Origin of the sequence: Paenibacillus solanacearum (assembly GCF_910593845.1) — a bacterium.
Classification (GTDB): Bacteria; Bacillota; Bacilli; order Paenibacillales; family NBRC-103111; genus Paenibacillus_G; species Paenibacillus_G solanacearum.
In genome coordinates, this window is record NZ_CAJVAS010000026.1 from 48,351 (window position 1) to 70,611 (window position 22,261).

Annotated in this window: 23 protein-coding genes; 10 read left to right on the top strand and 13 right to left on the bottom strand. The window is 55.8% G+C overall.

What is annotated here, in order from left to right:
- Nucleotides 1-68 precede the first annotated feature (68 nt).
- The 3 genes from KXG62_RS22830 to KXG62_RS22840 all read right to left on the bottom strand — a co-directional run bounded on the left by KXG62_RS22830 (nt 69) and on the right by KXG62_RS22840 (nt 2,964).
- Nucleotides 69-926 (bottom strand): sugar phosphate isomerase/epimerase family protein, encoded by an 858-nt coding sequence (locus tag KXG62_RS22830; RefSeq protein ID WP_218094326.1) that lies wholly within the window; start codon nt 924-926, stop codon nt 69-71.
- Nucleotides 923-2,011, bottom strand: a complete 1,089-nt coding sequence (locus KXG62_RS22835; RefSeq protein WP_218094327.1) for a Gfo/Idh/MocA family protein — start codon at nt 2,009-2,011, stop codon at nt 923-925. Before KXG62_RS22835 ends, KXG62_RS22830 begins: the two co-directional genes overlap by 4 nt.
- 200 nt (nt 2,012-2,211) lie before the next feature.
- Nucleotides 2,212-2,964: an IclR family transcriptional regulator gene (locus KXG62_RS22840; RefSeq protein WP_218094328.1), complete on the bottom strand. Its 753-nt coding sequence runs from the start codon at nt 2,962-2,964 to the stop codon at nt 2,212-2,214.
- Between the two features lie 269 nt (nt 2,965-3,233).
- On the opposite strand from KXG62_RS22840, the gene KXG62_RS22845 reads away from it, so the two are divergent.
- The 7 genes from KXG62_RS22845 to KXG62_RS22875 all read left to right on the top strand — a co-directional run bounded on the left by KXG62_RS22845 (nt 3,234) and on the right by KXG62_RS22875 (nt 10,462).
- Nucleotides 3,234-4,118: a helix-turn-helix domain-containing protein gene (locus KXG62_RS22845; protein WP_218094329.1), complete on the top strand. Its 885-nt coding sequence runs from the start codon at nt 3,234-3,236 to the stop codon at nt 4,116-4,118.
- Nucleotides 4,119-4,250: 132 nt separating this feature from the next.
- Nucleotides 4,251-5,822, top strand: coding sequence for a spore germination protein (locus KXG62_RS22850; protein ID WP_246627598.1), 1,572 nt, complete (start codon nt 4,251-4,253; stop codon nt 5,820-5,822).
- Nucleotides 5,819-6,946 carry a GerAB/ArcD/ProY family transporter gene (locus KXG62_RS22855; RefSeq protein ID WP_246627599.1) on the top strand — a complete coding sequence of 376 codons (1,128 nt, stop codon included), beginning with the start codon at nt 5,819-5,821 and terminating at the stop codon, nt 6,944-6,946. The genes KXG62_RS22850 and KXG62_RS22855 overlap by 4 nt, the downstream gene beginning before the upstream one ends.
- Nucleotides 6,947-6,969: 23 nt before the next feature.
- Nucleotides 6,970-8,187, top strand: coding sequence for a Ger(x)C family spore germination protein (locus KXG62_RS22860; RefSeq protein WP_246627600.1), 1,218 nt, complete (start codon nt 6,970-6,972; stop codon nt 8,185-8,187).
- Nucleotides 8,184-8,408 (top strand): hypothetical protein, encoded by a 225-nt coding sequence (locus tag KXG62_RS22865; protein ID WP_218094330.1) that lies wholly within the window; start codon nt 8,184-8,186, stop codon nt 8,406-8,408. Before KXG62_RS22860 ends, KXG62_RS22865 begins: the two co-directional genes overlap by 4 nt.
- Before the next feature lie 205 nt (nt 8,409-8,613).
- On the top strand, nt 8,614-9,186 hold the full coding sequence (locus KXG62_RS22870; RefSeq protein ID WP_246627601.1) for an RNA polymerase sigma factor: 573 nt from the start codon (nt 8,614-8,616) through the stop codon (nt 9,184-9,186).
- Nucleotides 9,173-10,462 (top strand): hypothetical protein, encoded by a 1,290-nt coding sequence (locus KXG62_RS22875; RefSeq protein ID WP_218094331.1) that lies wholly within the window; start codon nt 9,173-9,175, stop codon nt 10,460-10,462. The genes KXG62_RS22870 and KXG62_RS22875 overlap by 14 nt, the downstream gene beginning before the upstream one ends.
- 6 nt (nt 10,463-10,468) lie before the next feature.
- Here KXG62_RS22875 and KXG62_RS22880 read toward each other — a convergent pair whose 3' ends face one another.
- The 8 genes from KXG62_RS22880 to KXG62_RS22915 all read right to left on the bottom strand — a co-directional run bounded on the left by KXG62_RS22880 (nt 10,469) and on the right by KXG62_RS22915 (nt 17,668).
- Nucleotides 10,469-11,650, bottom strand: a complete 1,182-nt coding sequence (locus tag KXG62_RS22880) for a DUF3048 domain-containing protein (RefSeq protein WP_218094332.1) — start codon at nt 11,648-11,650, stop codon at nt 10,469-10,471.
- A 202-nt stretch (nt 11,651-11,852) separates the two neighbouring features.
- Nucleotides 11,853-12,710, bottom strand: a complete 858-nt coding sequence (locus tag KXG62_RS22885) for a sugar phosphate isomerase/epimerase family protein (RefSeq protein WP_218094333.1) — start codon at nt 12,708-12,710, stop codon at nt 11,853-11,855.
- A 331-nt stretch (nt 12,711-13,041) separates the two neighbouring features.
- Entirely contained in the window at nt 13,042-13,818 is a 777-nt protein-coding gene (locus KXG62_RS22890; protein WP_246627602.1) for a dioxygenase family protein, read from the bottom strand.
- Between the two features lie 144 nt (nt 13,819-13,962).
- Nucleotides 13,963-14,277 carry a thioredoxin gene (gene trxA, locus KXG62_RS22895; RefSeq protein ID WP_218094334.1) on the bottom strand — a complete coding sequence of 105 codons (315 nt, stop codon included), beginning with the start codon at nt 14,275-14,277 and terminating at the stop codon, nt 13,963-13,965.
- 33 nt (nt 14,278-14,310) lie between these two features.
- Entirely contained in the window at nt 14,311-14,703 is a 393-nt protein-coding gene (locus tag KXG62_RS22900; protein ID WP_218094335.1) for a hypothetical protein, read from the bottom strand.
- A gap of 70 nt (nt 14,704-14,773) precedes the next feature.
- Nucleotides 14,774-15,205: an Rrf2 family transcriptional regulator gene (locus tag KXG62_RS22905; protein WP_218094336.1), complete on the bottom strand. Its 432-nt coding sequence runs from the start codon at nt 15,203-15,205 to the stop codon at nt 14,774-14,776.
- Nucleotides 15,206-15,401: 196 nt separating this feature from the next.
- The gene (locus KXG62_RS22910) at nt 15,402-16,409 is read right to left on the bottom strand and encodes an ABC transporter substrate-binding protein (RefSeq protein WP_218094337.1); all 1,008 of its coding nucleotides are present in this window, start codon (nt 16,407-16,409) and stop codon (nt 15,402-15,404) included.
- 257 nt (nt 16,410-16,666) lie between these two features.
- Nucleotides 16,667-17,668, bottom strand: a complete 1,002-nt coding sequence (locus KXG62_RS22915; protein ID WP_218094338.1) for an ABC transporter substrate-binding protein — start codon at nt 17,666-17,668, stop codon at nt 16,667-16,669.
- Nucleotides 17,669-17,915: 247 nt separating this feature from the next.
- Between KXG62_RS22915 and KXG62_RS22920 the strand changes: the two genes are divergently transcribed.
- The 3 genes from KXG62_RS22920 to KXG62_RS22930 are packed head-to-tail and all read left to right on the top strand — an operon-like array spanning nt 17,916 to nt 20,884.
- Nucleotides 17,916-18,926 carry a FecCD family ABC transporter permease gene (locus tag KXG62_RS22920; protein WP_218094339.1) on the top strand — a complete coding sequence of 337 codons (1,011 nt, stop codon included), beginning with the start codon at nt 17,916-17,918 and terminating at the stop codon, nt 18,924-18,926.
- Entirely contained in the window at nt 18,923-19,978 is a 1,056-nt protein-coding gene (locus KXG62_RS22925; RefSeq protein WP_218094340.1) for a FecCD family ABC transporter permease, read from the top strand. The genes KXG62_RS22920 and KXG62_RS22925 overlap by 4 nt, the downstream gene beginning before the upstream one ends.
- A gap of 48 nt (nt 19,979-20,026) precedes the next feature.
- Entirely contained in the window at nt 20,027-20,884 is an 858-nt protein-coding gene (locus KXG62_RS22930) for an ABC transporter ATP-binding protein (RefSeq protein ID WP_218094341.1), read from the top strand.
- 197 nt (nt 20,885-21,081) lie between these two features.
- Here the strand turns inward: KXG62_RS22930 and KXG62_RS22935 are convergent, their stop codons facing one another.
- Together KXG62_RS22935 and KXG62_RS22940 are read right to left on the bottom strand one after the other, a co-directional pair.
- Nucleotides 21,082-21,732 (bottom strand): YdcF family protein, encoded by a 651-nt coding sequence (locus KXG62_RS22935; RefSeq protein ID WP_218094342.1) that lies wholly within the window; start codon nt 21,730-21,732, stop codon nt 21,082-21,084.
- A gap of 54 nt (nt 21,733-21,786) precedes the next feature.
- Entirely contained in the window at nt 21,787-22,221 is a 435-nt protein-coding gene (locus KXG62_RS22940; RefSeq protein ID WP_218094343.1) for an FHA domain-containing protein, read from the bottom strand.
- Between the last annotated feature and the right edge of the window lie 40 nt (nt 22,222-22,261).

Below are 22,261 nucleotides of genomic sequence, written 5' to 3' on the forward strand. Positions count from 1 at the left end.
TCCATTAAAAGCGATTAAAATCGATGTGCGCACGGGTCGCTCCGCGCAACGAATGCTGGCGCAGCCTCTTAAGCTTCGTCCCACAAGCGGCGCACATTGTCGAGGCCGAGTTTGGCGCCGGTCTTGCATTCTTCCATGCCTTCGAACTCGATGGACACGTAGCCGTCATAGCCGGATTGCTTGATAACGCTAAGCACCTGCCTCATCTCGATATCGCCGTGGCCGACGATCGCTCCGCGCAAGTAGTTGCCCGACGCCGTCTGAAACCAGCCGGTCCCCGGATTGCGGTCGAACGGGCGGCGGTAAAAGTCTTTAATATGCACCATCGAGGCGTAGGCGATATTTTTCCGCACCGCAGACACCGGGTCTTCATCCACGCACAGGAAGTTGCCGATGTCGAGCGTCGTCCGGAAATTATCGCGGTCTACAGCATGAATAAGCGCCTGCACGCGGTCGCTGGCTTGAATGTAATAACCATGGTTCTCCACGCTCGTGACGATGCCGTACTGAGCGGCGTAGTCGGCGATTTGCCTGCAAGCCGAGGCAAGCTTCGCGAGATCCTCGTGGAAGCGGGCAATCGAAGTGTCCTTGCGCGAAGCGACGTCGTGCCGCATCCGCTTGACGCCCAGAGCGTTCGCGATGTCAACCTCCCGCTTCACCCGCTCGATCTCCGCCTCGTATTCCTCTTGCGTATCTTTAATAAAATTGGCGCCGATCGCATAGTTGGAAACGTCGATGCCCGCAGCAGCCGCCTTTTCCCGAATGACATCGATCAGCTCGGGATTGTCGGTCAAGCTGAAGCCGAGCGGCACAATTTCAACATGCTCGCCTCCGTTCTCGGCGATCCAGTCAATGACCCCGGCGATATCCATTTCACCTGACCGCAGCGCGCGGACGAGACTGTAGGAGCTTAATCCGAGCTTCATGGGGACACAACCTCCTCGCGGGAACCATCGAACCGGATCTCGATGCCCTTCTCGGCGGATTCGTAAATGCCGCACAATATTTTCATAATCTCCAGGCCATCCTCTACCGGACTGATCGGCATACTGCCCGTTTGGCAGCAGTCGACGAAATGGTTGATCTCATTCTGAAACGCCGCCGTGACGTTCAGCGCTTTGTGATCGGTTTGCGGCACGACGTTCAGAATCGTATTGTGCTTCTCCGCGACGATTGTCACGGCAGGCTCCAGCTCGACGCCGCCCTTGTCGCCGAACAGCTTGACGACCGTCTCGTCCTGCTTCGCATGCAGCGTGAAGCTGACGTCGACCATAAGCGATGCGCCGTTCTCGAAACGAATAACCGCGTTGGCCATATCCTCCACCGTATTTTTGCTCGCATCGTAATCGGCCGCTTTATAGAAAGACAAGTTTTTGACATTAGAGCGATTGCCGAGCTTCCGGTATGTATTGCCCGTGATGGATGCCACTTTCGGCCGTCCCATTAAATACCAGCACAAGTCGATCACATGCACACCGATATCGATCAGCGGACCGCCGCCGGAACGGTCTTGATCCGCGAACCATCCGCCCGGATTGCCGAGCCGTCGGATGCTGCTCGCCTTGGCGAAATAAATGTCGCCAAGTTCGCCGTTCTCGATAAACTGCCGGATCAGCTGCGCATTGGCATCGTATCGGCGCACGAAGCCGACCTGCAGCAGCTTACCTGTCTCCCGCACCGCCTGCTGTACGTTCAGCGCTTCCTCCACCGTGCGGCACAGCGGCTTTTCGACCAGCACGTTTTTGCCGGCGCGCAGCGCGGCGATGCTGATCTCCGCATGGGTATTGTTCCAGGTGCAGATGCTGACGGCGTCCACGTCGGGATCGGCCAGCAGCTCATGATAATCGGTATACACTTTGGCTGCGCCGTATTTGGCAGCTTTGGCCTGTGCTCTCGCTTCATTCAAATCGCAGATCGCATAAATGACCGCTTGCGTGTTTTTCTGATAAGACTGCAGGTGATGCTCCGATATGGAGCCCGCCCCGATGACGCCAATATTCAATGTGCCCATGCAATAAGCCACCTCCGGGTAATATAAATTGAAAATGTACTATATCGTCAAATTACCACTACGCATGCGAGGATGGAATGCACGTTATGATCAGTTGTATGGACTATAGCGTCAAGGTGAAGCTTTTCTTGAAAAAGAAAACCCGCCGCCGGCAATAGCCGGATCGGCGGGTTCCACACACCGGCAGCATGCCGGACAGTCTACATCTTGTCTTCCAATACAAGAACGATTTCCTTGAGACGGGCTGCGTATTCCTTGATCTTCTCGTCATCGTAACGCAGGGACGGCCCCGACATGCTGATCCCCGCGACGACCTGCTTCTTCTTGTTCAGGATCGGCATCCCGACACATTTAATGCCGAATTCATGCTCCATATTGTCAATCGAATAACCGCGGGTCCGGATCTCCTCGATTTCCTGAAGCAGCATCTCGGGCTCCGTAATCGTGTGATCCGTGAACTTATTGAGTCCTTTGGCGATAATCGATTGCAGCACTTCCTCGGGCAAGTGCGCCAGCATGGCCTTGCCGATGCCGGTACAGTACAGCGGCGCTTTGACCCCAAGCATCGACCTTGTCGACAGCTGATGCTTCGGAGAGGAAGAGTCGAGATAGATGACTTCGCCCTCGTTCGGAATGCCCAGGTAGACGGTCTCGTTGGTGAAATCCGCCAGCTCCTGCATATACGGCAAGATGAGCTTGCGCAAATTGATATTGCTGGAGATGACATGCCCGAGCTCCAATATTTTCATGCCTAGCCTATACTTCTCGTTTTCCGGATTTTGCTCCAAATACCCGGCTTTAACGAACGTATCGACGATATTGTGGACGTTGCTTTTATACAATCCGAGCCTTTCGCTAATTTCGGTAATACCGAGTTCCGGCTGGTTGACGCTGAAACAATCCAGCACCCGAAGCGCTTTATATAACGACTTTACTTTAATTTCTTCCGGCATCGCTTTCGACCTCTTCACCTTATGATTGAACACTCGCATGTTCCTTATTGCATAACCAGGTTCCCGAAAAAAACTATATGTTATATCATAAGGGAGTCGATGTAATTTTACAACTCGTAATTTCGGAAGCCGATTACCATACACCGGCCGTTCACCCGGCGGCTTTCCGGCGAATGCCCCTTATCGTACTGCCTATCGCTTCCTAGGCAGTACGCTTTTTTTCATGGTATTCTAATAGGAACCGATACGGACGAAAGGAACATCAGGCCATGTCCTCGCAAATGGAAGATTGGACCGGACAGCCGGTCCGCATCGTCGAAAACCGCCATATTAGCAACCGGCCGACGCGCATCGTCGATCTGAAGGTCGATCCGAGCCGGCTCATGCTGAAGTCGCTGACGATTCTCAATGTCGGGCATATCCCGGAGCGAATTCATTACCGGGAGCATGCCCGGTTCGCCTACTGGGCGATCGTCTATATTGCCGAAGGCGCGGGCAGCTATCGGTATAATGACGGCGAGCCGCAGCAGGTGAGAAAAGGAAGCCTGTTTGTTTTATCCCCGGACGCCTCGTATCATTACGGTCCCGGCGCCGGGGAGTCGTGGGATGAGCATTACTTCACGATTCAAGGCGAGCGGATCAGTGAATGGCTGGAAACGGGGCTGATCGAGCCCGGCAAGGTCCAGCAGACATCCGGCGATCACCACGCCAAAATAAGCCGCATCGGCCTGCTCATGGCCAGCGGCATCCCGGGCCATATCGACCAAGCGGCGCTTCTGCTCGAATCGCTGCTGCTCGACCTTGCGTTAAGCGCCCGGCTGGCGCCGCATGCGGCGGAGGACGAGAGCAAGAACGCGCTCATGGAAGACATCGCCGCCTGCCTCTACCGGCCGTTTGACGCCAGGGCGCTATGCGAGAAGCATCACATCTCTGCCTCCACGCTCAGACGGTCGGTCGCCAAATATACCGGCTACCCGCTGAACGAATTCATACACCGGCTGAAGATCGCCGAAGCGAAAAACATCCTGCTCAACACCGGTCAGCCGGTCAAGGAAATCGCCTCCGCCTTAGGCTACGCCGATGCCTTCTACTTCTCCCGCCTGTTCAAGAAATTCGTCGGCGTCTCCCCCGACCACTATCGCCGCTCCCTGTAACCCCCCGCGGCCATGGCATGCTGTGCTATGGCCTTCTTCCCGCTCAAGCACGAGATTCGCCATAACGCACCGCTTCCTTGGATAAAAAGGCCCTAGCTGGGGAAAATGAAAAAAAAAGGAAGAGGCTGCGCCATGGACTTATTCAAGCGGATGAGCCGCATGTTATTTCGATCCCAGCGCCGGCATGCGGAGGCGAGAGAGACGGTTATCGCCGATGCGCAGATGCTGTCTTCGGATTTCCCGCATAATGTGAAGGTGCTCGAAGACCTTTTTGCGGAGTGCGCGGATCTGGTGTTCCACCGCTTTCAAGCGTTTCACAGCTTTCATGCCGTGCTCGTCTATTTCGAAGGCATGTCCAACAAGGAGCTGACGAATGAGCACATCATGGCGCCGCTGCTGCGGCCGCAGGAGAAGCCGGAGGAATCGGTCCGCACGGCGGTCCTGAATGCCATCTCCTCTTCCCAGGTCAAAGAACTCGTCACGTATGCCCATACGATCGAAGAGCTGCTGGTCGGCAACCCCGTGCTCCTCGTTCAAGGCAATCCGTATGCCGTCTCCATCGGCCTGGCCGATGTCAAGAAGCGCGCCATCGACGAACCAGTCGCCGAATCCGTCGTCCGCGGCCCCCGCGAAGGCTTCACGGAGGCGCTCAGCGTCAATACGACATTGATCCGCAAAACGATCAAAAGCCCGGCGCTCAAAATGAAATCGGTCAAAATTGGCCGCTACACGCAAACGCAAACGATGATTGCCTTTATGGACGGCATCGCCGATCCAGCCCTGATCGAGGAAGTCGAGAAACGCTTGCGCCGGATCGATATCGACGGTGTCCTGGAAAGCTCCTATATCGAGGAGCTGGTCGAGGACAACCCGTATTCGGTCTTTCCGCAGCTCATCTCGACGGAACGTCCCGATGTCGTCGTAGCCAATCTGCTGGAGGGACGCGCGGCCATTCTGGTGGACGGGACGCCGTTTGCTTTGGTGGCGCCCGTCACAATCTTCTCCTTGCTGCAGTCGCCTGAAGATTATTACGAGCGGTTCTGGTCAGGCTCAGTCATCCGATGGCTGCGCTATTTATTTTTTATGATCGCGCTCATCATTCCTTCGGCCTATGTCGCGATATTGACGTACCATCAGGAGATGATCCCGACGTCGCTGCTGCTCAGCGTGGCGAAATCGCGGGAAGAAATTCCGTTCCCGGCCCTTGTCGAAGCGCTCGTGATGGAAGTGACGTTCGAGGCGCTGCGCGAGGCGGGGGTTCGCCTGCCGAAGCAGGTCGGCGCCGCAGTTAGCATCGTCGGCGCGCTCGTAATCGGACAGGCCGCCATCTCCGCCGGACTCGTCTCCGCTCCGATGGTCATGGTCGTGGCGATCACCGGCATCGCCTCGTTCACGATTCCCCGGTATGCGCTGGGTATTTCCGTACGCATCCTGAGGTTTCCCCTCATGTTCTTGGCCGGGATGCTGGGGCTGCTCGGGCTAATGCTCGGACTCATTACGATATTCGTGCACTTGAGCGCGCTGCGCTCGTTCGGCGTTCCTTACTTGAGTCCGATGGCTCCGGCCAATCCGCGGATAGGCCGGGTGTTCTCCAAGCTGCCGCTCTGGACCCGCGACGCGCGTCCGGAACAGCTCGCTCCTCATAATTTGTACCGGCAGGCTCCCGGATTGAAGCCTGGACCGGAGCAAGGAAATGGATCATGATGCTCGAAAAAGGTAAAATATCCGCACTCCAAATGGGCATATTGATGTACCCGACGATCATGGCAACCGCCATCCTGGTCGTCCCTTCCATTACGTTCAGGCATGCGGAACGGGATATGTGGATCTCCCCGATCTGGGGCTCGGTGGTCGGCTTTGCGCTAACATTCATCACCTACCAGCTTCATAAGCTGTATCCCGGACAAAACCTGATTCAATACAGCGAGCAGGTTTTCGGAAAAATAGGGGGCAGAGTCTGCGGGCTGCTCTTTCTCCTGATGCAGCTGCATGATGCCGGGTTTGTGATCCGGGAATACGGTGAATTTGTCATCGGCAACTTCCTCTCGCGCACGCCGGTCGTCATGGTCATGGGCTGTCTGGTGGCCGTATGCGCCTTTGCCGTCCGCAGCGGCGTGGAAGTGATTGCCCGATGCGGGCAAGTATTCGTCCCGCTGTTCATTTTGCTGCTGGTGATGGTCATGCTGCTGCTGGGCCCGGAATATACGCCCCACAATATGATGCCCGTGCTGGAGAACGGGATCGGCCGATCCTTCCGGGGTGCGCTGGCGGTTCACAGCTGGTTTAGCGATTTCATGCTGCTTTCCTTTTTGCTGCCCGCTGTATCCGACGGGCAAAATGGGCGCAAATGGGGGCTCATCGCGGTCGTTTCCGTTATGCTGACGATGGTGACGACGAACATTGCCATTCTGATGCTGTTCGGCGACTTGACGGTCGCTTTCAACACCCCGTTCATGGTCGCTTCGCGTTATATCGGTCTGGCGGATTTCGTCGAGCATCTGGAGGCGATGACGATGGCCATCTGGGTGCTCGTCATCTTCGTCAAGATGTGCATCTACTATTATGTATTCGTGCTCGGCTCCGCCTGCTGGCTGCGGCTCGAAGACTATCGGCTTATCGTGTTTCCCGCCGGCATCTGCATCGTGGTGCTCGGCGTTTGGGCCGCTCCCAACATGCAGGAGATGTCGAGCTTCTTCGATTCGTCCGGATTATTGTACAGTTTAACCTTCAAAGGGCTGCTGCCTGCGCTGCTGTGCGCGGTAGCGCTAGTCCGGCACAAATTCCGCTCTCCGTCCGGTACCGGCGGCCGGCGGAATGGCAGCAGATGAGTCCGCAGAGGAGGATCATGCATATGACGCTAAGCGCCGCCGCAACCATGCTGAGACGGTTCTTGCTCGTTCCCGCCGCATCTTCCGTCCTGCTGCTGGCGGGCTGCTGGGATCGCACAGAGGTGAACGATTTGGCGATCATTATGGCCGCGGGATTGGACAAGCCGACGGATAGCACCGTCGAGCTGTCTGTTCAGGTGTTCGTGCCGAGAACGGCCGGCTCGGGAGGTGAAGATATCGCCTCCACCAGCAGCTCGGGCGGGACCGGGCAGACACTGGTCCGATCGGCGGAAGGCTATACGCTGGCCGACGCCATATCCAAGCTGCAGGAGAAGCTGCCGCGGCTCATCTTCTGGGGCCATGCCGAAATTTTCATTTTCGGCGAACAGATGGCCAGGGCCGGGCTGCGGGAACATATCGACTTCCTCACGAGGGCGCCCGGGCCCCGCGAACGCGCCAACCTGTTCATCAGCAAAGGGACGGCCAAAAGCATTCTGAGGCTTCTGCCGCCGCTGGAACGCAGCTCGGCTGAAGTGCTGAGGGAGCTTGCCCGCACGCAGACTGGACTCAGCATTACGATCAAAGAATATGCCCAGATGATGGTCGGAGGCTCCGATGCTTCGGTGCTGCCGTGGGTCGAGATCACCCCGGCCGACCCCGAATCGCCTCCGACGCAGACAATCGGATATATTAACGGCTCCGCCGTCTTGAAGAAGGACCGCATGGTCGGCTGGATCGACGACCGGCTGACCCGAGGGCTGCTCTGGCTTCGCAACGAGGTCAAGACAGCTACGGTCACCATCTCGCCCAAGGAAGCGAAGGGGCGCGTGTCGCTCTCCCTGCTGCGCGCCCGGTCGGAACTCGTCCCGCGGATTGAGAACGGCGTATGGAGCATGACGGTGAAGATCGAGACGGAGGATGATATTATTCAAAACACGACGAATCTGGATTTGTCCAAACCGGAGCTATCCCATAGTCTGGAGCGGCAGCTCGCCGAATCGATCGAAGCGCGCATCCGAGCCGCGCTCGTCAAACCGCAAAAGCAGTGGAACGCAGACATTTTCGATTTTGCCGACGCTTTTCGCAGAGCGTATCCGAAGGAGTGGAAGCAGTCCAAGGCGCGCTGGAACGAAATTTTTCCCGACGTCGAGGTCCGCATCGAATCCAAAGTGAAAGTTTTGCGCACCGGCTTATCCTCCTCAGGCGTAATCAGCCTGGAAAGAGAGCGGAGGACCGAATGAAATGGGGCTCCTTCATCGTAGTGACGCTGGTCGTGCTGTTCATCATTTTGTTTGAAAAGCCGCGGATGGCCCGGTATCCGGCCAAAGACAAGCTCGCCTTCGCCGTGCTGCTCGCCTTCGGCTGGGGCATAACGCTGCTGCTTGTCCTTTATCCCGAAGTGCCGGGTCCGACGGATGTGGTGGAGGCGATCTACAGGCCGCTGGGACGGCTTCTCCGATAAGAATCTGCCGCACGCACTGCCGGCTGTCAGCCAACTGTTGCTTATTTATCACTTTCCTTATTGCCGTGCAGGGGTTACACTGGAGATAACCTAACAGCGCCGGAACTCCTTTTGCTATCGGGGGGCCGGTTTTTTTTATCGAATTTTTACATAACTTTGAACTGACCATGAACCTGCATCGTCAAAAGGATTAGAGGTGGCCCCGTTGGAATCCGAAGCAAACTTCGAATATTTGAAATACTTGACGGAAACTTCCGATAAGAAGGCGATCGTATCGGAGCTCATGACCGCCTACGGAAAAGACGTATGGAACTACGCATATAGCATTACGCACAAGCGGGATCAGGCGGACGACATTACACAGGAAGTGTTTATTAAAGTGTTCCGCAACCTCTACACGTTTCGCAGCGAATCGTCCGTGAAGACATGGCTGCTCGCCATCACCCGCAACATGGCGCTCGATTACCGCCGTTCGGCATTTTTGCGCAGAGTGACGCTGGTCGGCTTCCTGCACACATCGGCTGAGCAAGGGAAGAGCACGTCCGGCGCGGAAGCGCAGGTCATGGAGAAGCTGGCCGTGGGCGACATGTGGAATTTGGTGATGAAGCTGCCCGCCAAGTATCGGGAGGTGCTTATTTTGTACGCGCATTACCAGCTGTCGATGAAGGAAATGGCCGAAGTGCTCGGTGTTAGCGAAGGAACGGTGAAATCGAGGCTTTTTCACGCACGAGGCAAAATTTCGAAGCTGAAGGAGAGTAAGTCCCGTGGATCCGATTGACAAGGAGCTTAAGGAAGGACTGTCCGACGGCCCGCTCGGACATCAGGACGCGTTTTCGGATAGCTTAAGAAAGCGAATCGAGAGAAGGATCGAGGAAAAGGTAAGACCGCGCCGCTCCCGAGCGCCCTGGTTCGCGGCAACATGCGTCGTGCTTGCGGCGGCGGCATGCTTGCTGGTAGGCGACTGGAACAGCCTGCTCCCTCATCCGGAGGTGAATCCGGCGATGGAAGCGGCCGAGCCTGTCGCGGACATTCAATATTATGCTGACGACCAGCAGGCCGTCCCGCTTCAATCCGCGCTGCTCATCGGGCTGCGCACGGACCAGCAAAGTCCGCAGATCGGCGAGCAATTCAGCACCTATCGGACGCTGCTGATCGCGCCGGAGCAGAACCGCCTGCAGACGATTGCCGAAGGTTCGGGCATTCTGATGCCGTACAAGATGAGCTTCTGGAAAATCGACAACGAGCGCCGCGAATCGGCGCATGAAGAATCACGCACGCTGTCCGCTTACTTGACGAACGGCAAGACGGCGACCCGCCAGCTCGTCGCTCCGCCGGTGAAGCCGCTTACGCAATCAGAGAAGCTGCTGTTTGCCGGAAACCGGTATATGGCCGTGGGGCAAACCGTAAACGACCGCTCGACGAAGGAGGCCGCCTCCAAGTACGAGTACGTCTGGGTGAAAGAGCTGGACCAGCTCGCAAACCGCAGCAAATCGAGCATGACGCCTTTGCGAGAGCCGCACGTCACGCTGCGCACCGTTTACGGCGCCGATACGGCCGATCCCGCGATGCGGAGGCTGCAGGCCGTCCTGCCCTCTCAGCCGGGCGAACCCGCTGCCCGCGAGCCGGCCGCGGCGGCTGCAGATACGACCGGAGAGAGCTGGACGATCACCCGTAGACAAGGGCGCTGGGTGCCGCAGGTGGCGGACTACGCCGTACAGCCATCCTCCAAGGAGCATCGCTATGAGCTTAAAGATTTCCCGGCCCCTCTGCCGGAAGCCGTCGTCTCGCACGACCGGCTTGTGGCCGATTGGCAGGAAATCAAGCGGCTGCGGCCAACGGCAAGCGATGCGTTCTCCTCGCCGACGGAAGATATGGTTGCCGTCGTGTCGGATCGTGACGTCGTCGTCTACCCGTACCAGAAACGGCTGATCGGGCAGCCCCTGCTGTCCTTCACTTTGGGCCGCAACGAGTCAGTCGTTATGGTGCAGTGGGCCGTCGGGGATTACGTCGAGCAGTGGAAGCAGCAAGCGAAGACGTATTTGGAAAACGAGTAGCTGCGATCACGGCCCGTAAGTGATATGGCCTTCGAACGACGGCTTCACGGGAACAATAAGAATATGCGTTTGTCCCGGTACGAGGGACACTTCACGGCCTTGATCGTAGTAGCGGATCGGGTCGTTTTCTTTGTCACGTTTCCAGACGACCCGCCGCATGACGCCCTGCTGAAACAGTATCGCGCTGCCTGTCCCGGTCAGCCGCACCTCCTGCCGGCCTTCGCTGTCGAGCACCCGGTGATCCGTTCCCATCACGATCACGTTCGCTGCCGCGAGCTGCTCGCTGTTGTTCAGATCGATATGCTTGACGCCGTTAATAAACCGTTTGTACAGGTGCGTCGCCGCATCGAATTGGTACGATACTTTATAGCTCTTAAGCAAGAAGGTGACATCGATCTTCGGCGCCTCCTCGTGATCCGCCGCCCCGGACTTCGCATCCGTTCCGGGCAGGCGGGTCTGGTCCGTGCCGAGCGTCTCCACCGCTCCGACGCCGGTGCTATCTTCGGCAAAACGGAATACCGCCGCGTCCGTCCCGCTCCGCTCCAGTCCGCGCTTGTCGGCGCCGGCCCGGATCTTGTCCAGGCTCGTGTACAAATTATGCGGCGCCTTACGGAACGACTCCCGCCAGAAGTACGGACCCGCATTCGTAATTTCGTCCAGATCGGGTATACGTTCCTGCGCCAGCTGCGCATAGGCGTCCGGGCTGCCGCCGGCATGCACCTGAATCGCGCCCAGCGCCTTGCCCAGCTCGATGAAATACGGCCGGATGCTTCGCACCGGTCCGATCGGTTCGGAGAAGCTGCGGCTCTGGAACACGGCGACCAGACGCGTAATCTCGCCTTCAGCCAAACTCTCGTATAGTAGATCCGCCTGGGACAGCCCGCTTTGCGGACGCGCCGACGGGTGGTTATTGACCATCACCATAACCGGACGGCTATCGGCCTTCTCCGGCAGCGCCAGCCCGGTCAGCGGCGCGCGGTACACGGGAGCAGGCGGCGGGGCCGGTTCCTGTGCGCGGCTAACCGGCTTCGCCGGCGGAGGCGTCTCGGCGGAAGGCTGCTCCGCCGCACCCGGCTTGGCCTGCTGGCAAGCCGCCGCCGTGCACGCCAAGCTGCTGGCCAGCAGCGCGAGCGCTCCACGCCTCTGCAGCTTGCGCCATAATGTTTTCCAGCTGTATCGTCTTCTCATCTGTCCAATCACCTCATCCTTGTGCATCTACTAATCTATATTCTAGCAAAGGAACAAATAGAAGTGGATTTCGATCCCCATGGCAGCATAACAAAAAAATGCCCTACACTCAGGGCATTTTTCACTTCCTATTCCATGGGCCGCAGACGAGAGCCTCCCGAAGCGGATTACCGTTCTCTCCACCGTCTCTTACTTGAATGGCCTACAGCTCGGCAAGCAGCCCGCGAATGTGCTGCGCGTACACCTTGAGCAGCTCTCTGGACTCATATTTCCCGCTGAAATCTTCCACGCCGAGGTATCCGTCATAACCAACCGCCTGCAAATCGCCGAGCACCTGCTTCCAATCGACGACCCCTTCGGCAATCGGCTCCCAGTACGAAGTCCATGCCTGCGAACCGTTCGTACGCAGCTCGGTTTTCTTATAGCCGGTGTTTTTGATATGCACATGCGCAAGGTAAGGCCCTAACAATTCAAGGCCCATGCGAAAATTTTCGTAGCCTTCGTGAATCATATTGCCCGGATCGAACAGAACGCCGAGGTGATTCGGGTCAAATCGGCTGACCAGACGGTGCGCCAGACCGGCGCTCGGCGCGATCGTCATATGATGGGTCTCGATCAAGCATTTGATGCCATACTGCTTCGCCAACTCCTCCACGCCGGCCAAGTACGTCACCGCGCGGTCGAACAGCTCGTTGTAGTGCTGCTGCCCATTATATCCGGGTACGCCGACACGAATCATTTTCGCTCCGAGCTTGCTCGCGGACTTCAGCGCCTGCTCCGTTTCGCCCAAATCGCAGGCGTTCAAGTAGGGCGTCAGGCTGAGCAGCTCCAGCCCGTTATCCCGGGTAATGCGAGCGAACCGTTCCAGCTCGGCGTCATCGGCCGCCGGATCGATCGTGCACAGATTGTTCCGCCAAAACGACGGCTTCTCGCTCTTCAAAGCCTCCGGCGTATCTTTATATCGCCATTCGATACCGTCCAGACCCGCTTCCTTCGCCGCCGCAGCCAACTCTTCCGGGGTCAGATCCGGCGTAACGACGCTGAATACCGACAATTTCATAGCGTTTCTTCCTCCGTTCCGGTATGTAATGAATAGTTGTCTCACTCCGATTATAACAGGCGGCGCTGCTCTGCGCATTAAAAATGTTCACGTGAACATAACAGCAGCCGGCGGCTTGTCCAGCAACGGCGCAAGCCGCGGCGGGCAGCTTGCGCCTTTCGCACCGTGCCTCAGCAGCTCCTCTATCGCGAGTGCATTCATGGCGTTAACCTGATCACTACATAATATGATCCAGCAGCCCTTCGTGCTCCCTTCTCCTCGTCCGCCATATCGTATATTGGGATGCGAAGCCGAAGCTATATTTTCGGAGGACGGCATCGTTATTCCCTGCTCAACTGAGCATCCAGCAATTCAAGCTCAAGGTGCCGTAGTGATATTGCTGATGCAGCAACTTCGCTTTGCGGCTGCCGTCGCACGCTCCCATGCTGACGAACAGCGGCAGCAGATGCTCGCGGCCGGGAACGGCATCCTGCGCATAGGGGGCCCGGCTCTCGTAATCGTACAAGCTTTCCAGATCCCATATCTGGATTTTCTCGTCCAGCCACCGATCGAACCGGACCGCCCAGCGCTCCGCTTTCCCGTGGCTCCAATTCATTTTGCGCAGGTTGCGCACCGTTCCGCCGCTGCCAATGATCATATAGTTGTTCTTCCGGAGCTCGTTGAGCGCCTTTCCGATCCGGTAGCTATCTTCCGGCACGGACCTCGGATTGATCGATGCCGTAATGACGGGAATATTCGCAGCCGGATACATGAGCGACAGCACCGTCCATCCGCCGTAATCGAGCCCTCGGCCGTCATCGATTTCGCAGCCCATCCCGTCGGAAGCCAGCAGCCGCTGCACATCATGCGCGAGAACGATGCTGCCTTGCGCCGGGTATTCGAACGCAGACAGTTCTTCGGGTAAGCCCCAGTCGTCTTTTAGCGTTGCAAGCTGCGGAGCGCCGGTTACCTTCTGAACGGAACTCGTCCATTGCGAACTGAACAGGACAATGCCCTTCGGCCGGGGAAGCCTTGCGCCGAGATACCCAAGAAATTTCGTAAACGCGTTAAGCTCTGTCACAAGATGCGGTACGCCATGCGACATAAAAAACGCCGGATACATCGCCATCGCCATGCCACCTCCTTCGCTAAACCGCCCAACCGTATCAATGCAGGGAATCCCACTCCCACGTATTATACGTTCCACAGCCGCGATCCCATGCCTGCCCCAACAGAAAAAAAGCAGCCCGAAGTGGGCTGCCCTCCATGCGTATTATAGATGCGGCTGAATCAAAGCTTCCAGATCGGCGAGCGGGCGGAAGCCGACGAACGTGCCGACGTCCTGTCCGTCCTTGAACAGCTTCAGCGTCGGAATGCTCATGACGCCGTATTGTCCGGCCGTCTCCGGATTATCGTCCACGTTGATTTTCGCGATCGTGACCGATTCGCCGAGCTTTTGGCTCAGCTCCTCCAGCACGGGCGCAATCATTTTGCAAGGACCGCACCAAGGAGCCCAGAAGTCAGCAAGCACAACACCCGATTTGATCGTTTCCGCAAAATTTGCATCTTGTACATTTACAATAGCCATGATACTCCACTCCTTATTTATAATATGTGCGTATTAATCGATATTCACGCGTTTGGTCTTCGGATTCGGGACGCTGCGAAGCGCCGGTCCTGGCCGGGAGCCTCTGGACGAAACGAACGACGCGATCGCCTGCTCGGCGCGAAGCTGCTCGAACCACGCCTGATCCCTGGTCATCAGCGCCAGATCGATCAGGCTGTACACATCCGCCGGCTCGACAGGCTCATAATCCGGAAGGCGTTCCAGCTTCGCGAGCCGGCCTTCCACCGTACGTCCGACGGCTTCCTCCCGGTCGCTCTGGGTCACGTAGATTTTAGCCATGCCGCCCAGATCGATCGATTCGACGTAACCGATAAATTTTTCGTCTTGCAACGAATTGCCTGTTACCCAATCCCCTTCAGCAATGCCGCTTCGCCATACATTCGCCATTTCGCTCACCCTCTTTGTTCAATATGGACAAGAACTGAAACTGAAATCATAACAGTTCATTTAAAAAAAATTACGCTTTCTCCTGCTGCGCCTCCCGAAGACGGTCCAGCACATGCTGTATTGTCAACTGACCGAAAAAAGTAAGCAGCTGCATTTCCGCTTCCGTAAAAATTTGCTCCATGACATCGGCCATGTTGCAAGCGATCATGCAATCCTGTTCCGCATCGCCGGAGCACCAGCCCGGTTTGATCGAGCCGATGGAGGTGGCCTTGTAAATCTCGGCCAGCGTGACCTTGCTCGGATCGCAGCATAGGATAAACCCTCCGCCGCTGCCTTCCTTCGTCGCCACATAGCCCAGCTTGCGCAGGCATCCCATCACTTTGCGCACGCGCGCCGGATGTGTGCTTACATTGTGAGCGATCATATCGCTAGTTGCCATATGATCCGGTCGATAAGCCAAAAGCACCAGACTGTGGACGGCAATCGTAAACTCGCTGTTCATCTCTGGTGTCTCCCTTCTTCCGGTTCGCTTACTGTAATTATATGCATTACAGTTGAATTTGTCAACAACCCTTTTCCTTCACAGCCGTGATCCCCTCCACCGAGGCGGCATGAACGCAGTAAGGAGCCGATTCTTCTTCAGAATCGACTCCTTGCCATTTCATTATAATAGTACATTCCCTATCGGGCAATCACACTTACGGTTTAACGTCGTATAGTTTGAACAAATCGTCCAGCATCAGATTAGCTGCCTTCACGCCGCCCGCCGTATTCCACGTCACATCATTTACTCTCACCAGCTTGTTGTTCTTGACGGCCTTGATGTTTTTCCAGATCGGGTCGTTGAGCCACTCCTGCTCCTGCTTCGTTCCCTTGCCATCGCCAGTTTCATACGTGAAGTAAAATATTCTGTCGGCTGCGTCAAGCTCAGGCAGACGCTCCTTGGAAATATCCTCGAACGCTTTCTCGTCGCTCTTCGGGTCGGAACGAGGGAAGCCGATCTGCTTGAAGATGACGCCGGAGAACATATCCCCGAAATAAAATCTGGTTTTGCCGCCCATGAACCGGACGACGGCCACTTTCTCCTGCTTGATCTTGTCTCCCGCTTTTTGCTTAAAGTCCTCGATGCGCTTGTCGAAAGCTCCGATAATTTTATCGCCTTCCGCTTTTTTGTTCAGCGCTTCGGCGTACAGTGCAAAGTTGCTTTTCCATTCACCGCGGAGCGTCTCCGAGAACACGGTCGGCGCGATTGCTTTGAGCTGATCGTACACTTTTTCCTGACGCATTTTATTGCCGAGAATCAGATCCGGCTTCAATGACGCGATCAGTTCCAGGTTCGGCTGCGATTCTTCGCCGACCACCTGCACGCCCTCCAAATCCGCCTTCAAATGGTCGTACCATGGATTTCCGGTGAAAGCTTTTACCGCACCGACCGGTTTGACGCCGAGCGCAAGCAGCGCTTCGGTTCCTTCATTCGTCAATATAACGACGCGCTTCGGGCTGGAAGGCACGTCGGACTCGCCCATCGCGTGTTTCACTTTGCGCGTCCCATCCGATTTAGCGGCATTCTGCCCGGCTCCGGCCGCTGCCTGCGGCGACGGATTACCCTGGGATGAACCGCAGGCGGTCAGCCATACCGACAGCATCATGACGATCGCTAAAAGCGCGGCCCCTTTCATACGCAGCATTCGATTCGATAACAACATTTAATGATTCCCCCTATGTATCGTACCGTCTATATGACGATCAATCGATGGTCTTGCTTTGAGAAGTATCCGCCGCGACCAACCGGCTGGAACTCCAATTGATAATGATTATCATTTACATCGATAATACTAAAGGCTCCGAAGGTTCTTGTCAACCCTAATTTATGAAGGGCTCTCTTCGCCCAAAATCTGCTGCAAAGGAAAGAGCCACCCTTCCGGATGGCCCTGATTGTTAACATCATAAATGATAGATCGAGTTAAGCTTTAACTCCATAAAATTGGAACAATTCGTCCAGCATCAGGTTGGCTGCTTTGACGCCGCCGGCCGTATTCCAGATCGCGTCGTTCACTTTGAACACCTTGTTGTTCTTAACGACCTTCAAGTTTTTCCACAGCGGATCGTTGAGCCATTCCTTCTCCTGCTGCGAACCTTTACCGTCGCCCGTTTCGTAAGTAAAGTAGAACATCATATCGGCGTCCGCTTCAGGCAGACGTTCCTTGTTGATTTCATCGGCGAATGTTTCCTTGCTCGGCGATACCGGGCGTTTGATGCCGATTTGGCTGAAAATAACTCCGGTAAACGTATCCTGCTTGTAAATACGGGTTTTGCCCGCCATGAAACGAACGACGGAAACCGTTTGGTTCAGTTTATCGCCCGCTTTTTGCTTGAAGTCCTCGATCCGTTTGTCGAATGCGGCGATGACCTTATCGCCTTCCGCCTTTTTGTTCAGCGCCTCGGCATACAGCTTGTAGTTCGTCTTCCATTCGCCGCGAAGCGTCTCCGAGAACACGGTCGGCGCGATCGCTTTGAGCTGCTCGTATACTTTCTCCTGGCGCATTTTGTTCCCGATGATCAGATCCGGCTTCAGCGAAGCGATCAGCTCCAGGTTCGGCTGCGACTCTTCGCCGAGTACTTGTACGCCCTGCATATCGGCTTTAATGTGGTCGTACCATGGGTTCCCCGTAAACGACTTCACCGCGCCGACCGGCTTCACGCCGAGCGACAGCAGCGCTTCAGTTCCTTCATTCGTCAAAATAACGACTTTCTTCGGGTTGACCGGCACATCGGTTTCACCCATCGCATGTTTGACTTTGCGCGTCCCTTCGGACGCTCCGGAAGCGGCCCCCGCTGCGGAGCCATTGCTTGGGGACGGCGTAGAGCCGCCTGGCGACGACCCGCAAGCGGTCAACCATACGGATAACATCATGACGACGGCAAGCAAAGCCGGCATCTTCCAACGAATTGCTAGAGAGTACATTGTTTCTTCATTCCTCCTATGTATGGTCCAGCCGCGATCGGGCATCGAACGAACTCATTTCTTGCCCAAGCATCGCGCTGCTATTGAAAATGATTATCAATCCCTTTGATATCGTAATGGCTCTTATGAACGTTGTCAACCATTATGTGATAATGATTATCAAATTCATTGACACCCGGATACCGTTCCCCTACAATTAGTTGTGAACATACAGATCAACTAAGTCGTGGAAGCAGGTTTATCTCTCATGCAAAGTGTTTTGCACTCCCGCTCCCTCAAATGGACAGGTTTGTTCGCGGCGATCCTGCTGCTTCTCGTCGCCATGGCGGGCAGCGTCATGCTCGGTGTTACGAATTATTCTTGGAGCACCGTTCTGTCGTCCTACACTGCATTTGACGGATCGAACAGTCATCTTATTATTCAAACATCTCGTGTTCCGCGCGCACTCATCGCCGCAATCGTCGGCGGCAGCCTTGCAGTCGCCGGGTCTCTGATGCAGGCGATCACGCGCAATCCGCTGGCATCGCCCAGCATTTTCGGCGTCAACGCGGGCGCGGCGTTCGCCATCGTGCTCGCTGTATCCTTTTTCGATATGTCCGGACTGACGGCGTTCACGTGGATCGCATTCACCGGTGCGGCGGTCAGTGCGGGAGGCGTATACTTCCTCGGCTCGATCGGCCGCGACGGCCTTACGCCGATCAAAATCACGCTGGCCGGCTCAGCGTTAACCGCATTCTTCTCCTCGCTGACGCAAGGCATCCTGCTCGGCAACGGCAAGGCGTTCGATCAGGTCTTGTTCTGGCTCGTCGGATCGGTAGCCGGCCGCACGATGGAGATGCTGCAGGCCGTATTGCCTTATATGGCGGTCGCCCTCGTGGCCGCGATGTTCCTCTCGCCTCATATTAATATAATGGCGCTTGGGGATGACGTCGCCAAAGGTCTTGGCCAGAAAACCATCCTTATTAAAGCGCTGGCCGCCGTCGTCATCGTTGCGCTGGCCGGCGGATCGGTAGCCGTCGCCGGGCCTGTCGTCTTCGTCGGCATCATCGTGCCGCACATGGCCCGGTTTCTGGTAGGCGGCGACTACCGCTGGATACTGCCTTATTGCGTCGTCTTGGGCGCACTGCTGCTTGTCAGCGCTGACCTCGGCGCGAGATTCATCGCGATGCCTAAGGAAGTGCCCGTCGGCGTGACGACAGCGCTGATCGGCGTTCCGTTCTTCGTCTACATCGCGCGCAAGGGGGGCCAGCAAAAATGACACGGAAATCAAGCCGCTACATCACGGTTCGCGGTCCCCGGTATTCTTTTCTTTTGAATCGCAAAACGCTGGCCGTCACATGCCTGCTCGCCTTGATCATGGCCGTTGTATTCATCGTCAGCACAGGCATCGGTAGCGTATTTATCAGCCCGAAGGAAGTCGTGCTTGCCATTATCGGCAAAGGCTCGGAGACGAGCAGCCTGATCATTCGCTCGCTGCGGCTGCCGCGGGAAGTGGCTGCGATTCTGGTCGGCGCCTCGCTGGCCGTTGCAGGGGCGATCCTACAAGGGGTTGTGCGCAACCCGCTCGCCTCTCCCGATACGATCGGCATGACGGGCGGCGCAACGCTCGGAGCCGTCTCGTTCTTCTTCTTTTTCTCGGAGACGACGAGCATTTCCTGGCTGCCGGTATGCGCCATCATCGGCGCTTTCGCCGCATCGACGATCGTTTACTTGCTCGCCTGGAAGCAGGGCGGCATCACGCCGCTCCGTCTGGTGCTGATCGGCATCGGCTTCTCGGCGGCTACCAGTTCGCTGTCTTACATGATGATGATCTCGGGACCGATCATTCTTGCCAATCAGTCGCTCACGTTTATGACCGGAAGCATATACGGCGTCTCCTGGGAAAAAGACGTGCTGCCGCTGCTGCCGTGGGTGCTCATCCTGCTGCCGCTCGTCTTCCTGATGGCCAGGCAGCTCGACAACCAGGAGCTCGGCGACGACGTAGCCCGCGGCGTCGGCAGCAAAGTCGAGAAGGAACGGTGGATTCTCCTGCTGCTCAGCGTCGCCTTGGCCGGCGCGGCGGTTGCCATCGGCGGCGCCATCGGCTTCATCAGTCTGATGGCCCCTCATATGGCGCGCAAGCTGGTCGGCCCCGCCTTCGGCGGGCTGCTGCCCGTCTCCGCCTTGATCGGCGCCATTGTGCTGCTGCTGGCCGATCTGGCCGGACGCGCCTTGATCCCGCCGCTGGATATTCCGGCCGGGGTCTTCACCGCGGCGATCGGCGCGCCGTTCTTCGTTTACTTGCTGTATCGCAGCCGAAATCGGACGTAATCATTTGTCATTTGTCTACAGCCTATTTGAACCGGGGAGGACTTCCACATGAATTTGCAATGCGCAGACTGCCACTCGATCCGTTCCAACGGATTATGCCTCCGTTACGGAGAAACGACGATATTTCAAGAGCTCAACCTCTGCATTCCTCAAGGAAAGGTGACCGTGTTCATCGGCAGCAACGGCTGCGGCAAGTCGACGCTGCTGCGGTCGCTCGCCCGGCTGCTGAAGCCTCACAGCGGGGAAATCATTTTGGACGGCAGCGATATTTCGTCTCTCTCCACCAAAGATGTTGCGCGTCGGCTTGCAATTTTGCCGCAGGGTCCATCGGCCCCGGAAGGCCTCACGGTGCTTCAACTGGTTAAGCAGGGCCGTTATCCTTATCAGAACTGGCTGCAACAGTGGTCCGAGAAAGATGAGCGGATGGTCCGCAAAGCGCTGGAGCTGACCCATATGACCGATCTTGCGGAGCGCTCCGTCGATTCGCTCTCCGGCGGGCAGCGGCAGCGCGCCTGGATCGCCATGACGCTGGCGCAGGAGACGCCGACGATTCTGCTCGATGAGCCTACGACCTACCTCGACTTGGCTCACCAGATCGAAGTACTCGATCTGCTGCATGAGCTGAACGTTCACGAGAACCGCACGATCGTCATGGTGCTTCACGACATCAATCTGGCTTGCCGCTATGCGCATAACATTGTCGCGGTCAAAGATCGCAAAGTGTGGTCCGAAGGCCCGCCGAGCGATGTCGTAACGGAGAAGCTGATCCGCGAAGTATTCGATCTGGAATGCCGGGTCATTGAAGACCCGCTGTTCTTTACACCGATGGTCGTGCCTTACGGCAAAGGCAAAACGCCAGTTCAGGCGCCAGCCGCTTCGGTCGTAAGCAAAGCCGCTGCAATCTAGGCCATTGCCCGCATAGTAGTTCATTCAACCGCCTCCCCTCTCGTATTGAGGGATATGGCGGTTTTTTGGTGTGTGCTGGTTCCACTACCTAAAATGAGGCTGACACAATATAAAAACCAGTGGCCGTCTTGGAATGGAACCTAGACTACCGCTGGTTTTTTGAATTAATGAACGTCCCCGGATGAAATCCCGCGAATTCATAAGTTTGGGTAAGGAAATTGAATCATTTCGAGGGAGTTCACCTCAATGTCAAAATCCCTCAGCTGCCCGTTTCTTGTGTAAATGATAATTTTTTTACACTCTTCTCTTGCTCTCGCTGTTCCTTTTTCATTGAGGAACCAATTTTCTCTTTTTGTGTTCTGGTCATCAACTGGACAAAATGTATAAGTGATTGAATCAGGCAAATATGTCTTCATGGTCATAAAAGCACGCCGCATGTGGTATGTCGTTGTAACGATTAAAATTCGCCGAACTGTTGCTAACCCGATGCTATCCTCCAATATTTTAGAAGAAAACAATACATTATCTCGTGTATTTGTCGATAACGGTTCAACCAAGATATCCTCTTCTGAAACTCCTTGTCTTCTGGCTTCTTCACCCATCACTTTTGCTTCTACATCATGTTGATCGTCCCACTTTACCCCGCCAGAAAACAAAATTTTGGGCGCTCGCTTCTCCTTGTATAGTTGAATTGCTTTAGGAACCCTGTACTTTAAACTTTTTTTGCTTCCAAATACAAAAATGATATCGCCGATATTCCCGTCATCAGCTACATTATTAAACAATATCGAATCAATATGATTTCGAGGAAGGTTGTCGTAATCAAAGTCTGAAATATACAGCTTCATCACTCCCGTTCAAAACTATCCAGCAATTAATTATGAAAACATTCGATAATTCCTCTATGAAGCTAATCCTACTATTTTCTCCCAACGAACCGTGGGTGGCAGCTCCCGGATCTCCAGCTGTCTGCTAATGCTGAGAGGTTGGATTTCAAGGGTTTGTTCGGCAAAAACATAAGAAAAGTGGAGGACAGCCGCCCCTTCGGCAAGCTTAATGATATCAAAATTGTTCAAGGGATACGGAGTGTGCGGTGTCAATCGTAACCCGTTGATCTCGGTTCCGTTACGGCTTCCCAAATCGTAGATCACCGCCTTTTCTTGCTCCTTGCGGATAACGAAATGCTGATGGGAAATAAATGCGTTCGTAAAGGCCATATCCGGATTCAAATGATTGGATATCCGGCCGACCCAAGTTTCATCCATGCTCAGATTCACGCAGGTGCCCGATTGGTAAGGCTCACCGCGAGTGACGTACAGGAATGCAAAAATATCCAACTCCACACCCTCTTTTTGCGATGGCAGGCTGCCACCGTAT

What these genes read in the sequence shown, in the direction of transcription:
- KXG62_RS22840 (WP_218094328.1), bottom strand. Translation starts at nt 2,964, where the DNA reads ATGCCGGAAGAAATTAAAGTAAAGTCGTTATATAAAGCGCTTCGGGTG.
- KXG62_RS22835 (WP_218094327.1), bottom strand. Translation starts at nt 2,011, where the DNA reads ATGGGCACATTGAATATTGGCGTCATCGGGGCGGGCTCCATATCGGAG.
- KXG62_RS22885 (WP_218094333.1), bottom strand. Translation starts at nt 12,710, where the DNA reads ATGAAATTGTCGGTATTCAGCGTCGTTACGCCGGATCTGACCCCGGAA.
- KXG62_RS22860 (WP_246627600.1), top strand. Translation starts at nt 6,970, where the DNA reads ATGACGCTAAGCGCCGCCGCAACCATGCTGAGACGGTTCTTGCTCGTT.
- KXG62_RS22830 (WP_218094326.1), bottom strand. Translation starts at nt 926, where the DNA reads ATGAAGCTCGGATTAAGCTCCTACAGTCTCGTCCGCGCGCTGCGGTCA.
- KXG62_RS22925 (WP_218094340.1), top strand. Translation starts at nt 18,923, where the DNA reads ATGACACGGAAATCAAGCCGCTACATCACGGTTCGCGGTCCCCGGTAT.
- KXG62_RS22845 (WP_218094329.1), top strand. Translation starts at nt 3,234, where the DNA reads ATGTCCTCGCAAATGGAAGATTGGACCGGACAGCCGGTCCGCATCGTC.
- KXG62_RS22905 (WP_218094336.1), bottom strand. Translation starts at nt 15,205, where the DNA reads ATGAACAGCGAGTTTACGATTGCCGTCCACAGTCTGGTGCTTTTGGCT.
- KXG62_RS22855 (WP_246627599.1), top strand. Translation starts at nt 5,819, where the DNA reads ATGATGCTCGAAAAAGGTAAAATATCCGCACTCCAAATGGGCATATTG.
- KXG62_RS22915 (WP_218094338.1), bottom strand. Translation starts at nt 17,668, where the DNA reads ATGTACTCTCTAGCAATTCGTTGGAAGATGCCGGCTTTGCTTGCCGTC.
- trxA (WP_218094334.1), bottom strand. Translation starts at nt 14,277, where the DNA reads ATGGCTATTGTAAATGTACAAGATGCAAATTTTGCGGAAACGATCAAA.
- KXG62_RS22850 (WP_246627598.1), top strand. Translation starts at nt 4,251, where the DNA reads ATGGACTTATTCAAGCGGATGAGCCGCATGTTATTTCGATCCCAGCGC.
- KXG62_RS22900 (WP_218094335.1), bottom strand. Translation starts at nt 14,703, where the DNA reads ATGGCGAATGTATGGCGAAGCGGCATTGCTGAAGGGGATTGGGTAACA.
- KXG62_RS22930 (WP_218094341.1), top strand. Translation starts at nt 20,027, where the DNA reads ATGAATTTGCAATGCGCAGACTGCCACTCGATCCGTTCCAACGGATTA.
- KXG62_RS22865 (WP_218094330.1), top strand. Translation starts at nt 8,184, where the DNA reads ATGAAATGGGGCTCCTTCATCGTAGTGACGCTGGTCGTGCTGTTCATC.
- KXG62_RS22910 (WP_218094337.1), bottom strand. Translation starts at nt 16,409, where the DNA reads ATGTTGTTATCGAATCGAATGCTGCGTATGAAAGGGGCCGCGCTTTTA.
- KXG62_RS22920 (WP_218094339.1), top strand. Translation starts at nt 17,916, where the DNA reads ATGCAAAGTGTTTTGCACTCCCGCTCCCTCAAATGGACAGGTTTGTTC.
- KXG62_RS22935 (WP_218094342.1), bottom strand. Translation starts at nt 21,732, where the DNA reads ATGAAGCTGTATATTTCAGACTTTGATTACGACAACCTTCCTCGAAAT.
- KXG62_RS22890 (WP_246627602.1), bottom strand. Translation starts at nt 13,818, where the DNA reads ATGGCGATGTATCCGGCGTTTTTTATGTCGCATGGCGTACCGCATCTT.
- KXG62_RS22880 (WP_218094332.1), bottom strand. Translation starts at nt 11,650, where the DNA reads ATGAGAAGACGATACAGCTGGAAAACATTATGGCGCAAGCTGCAGAGG.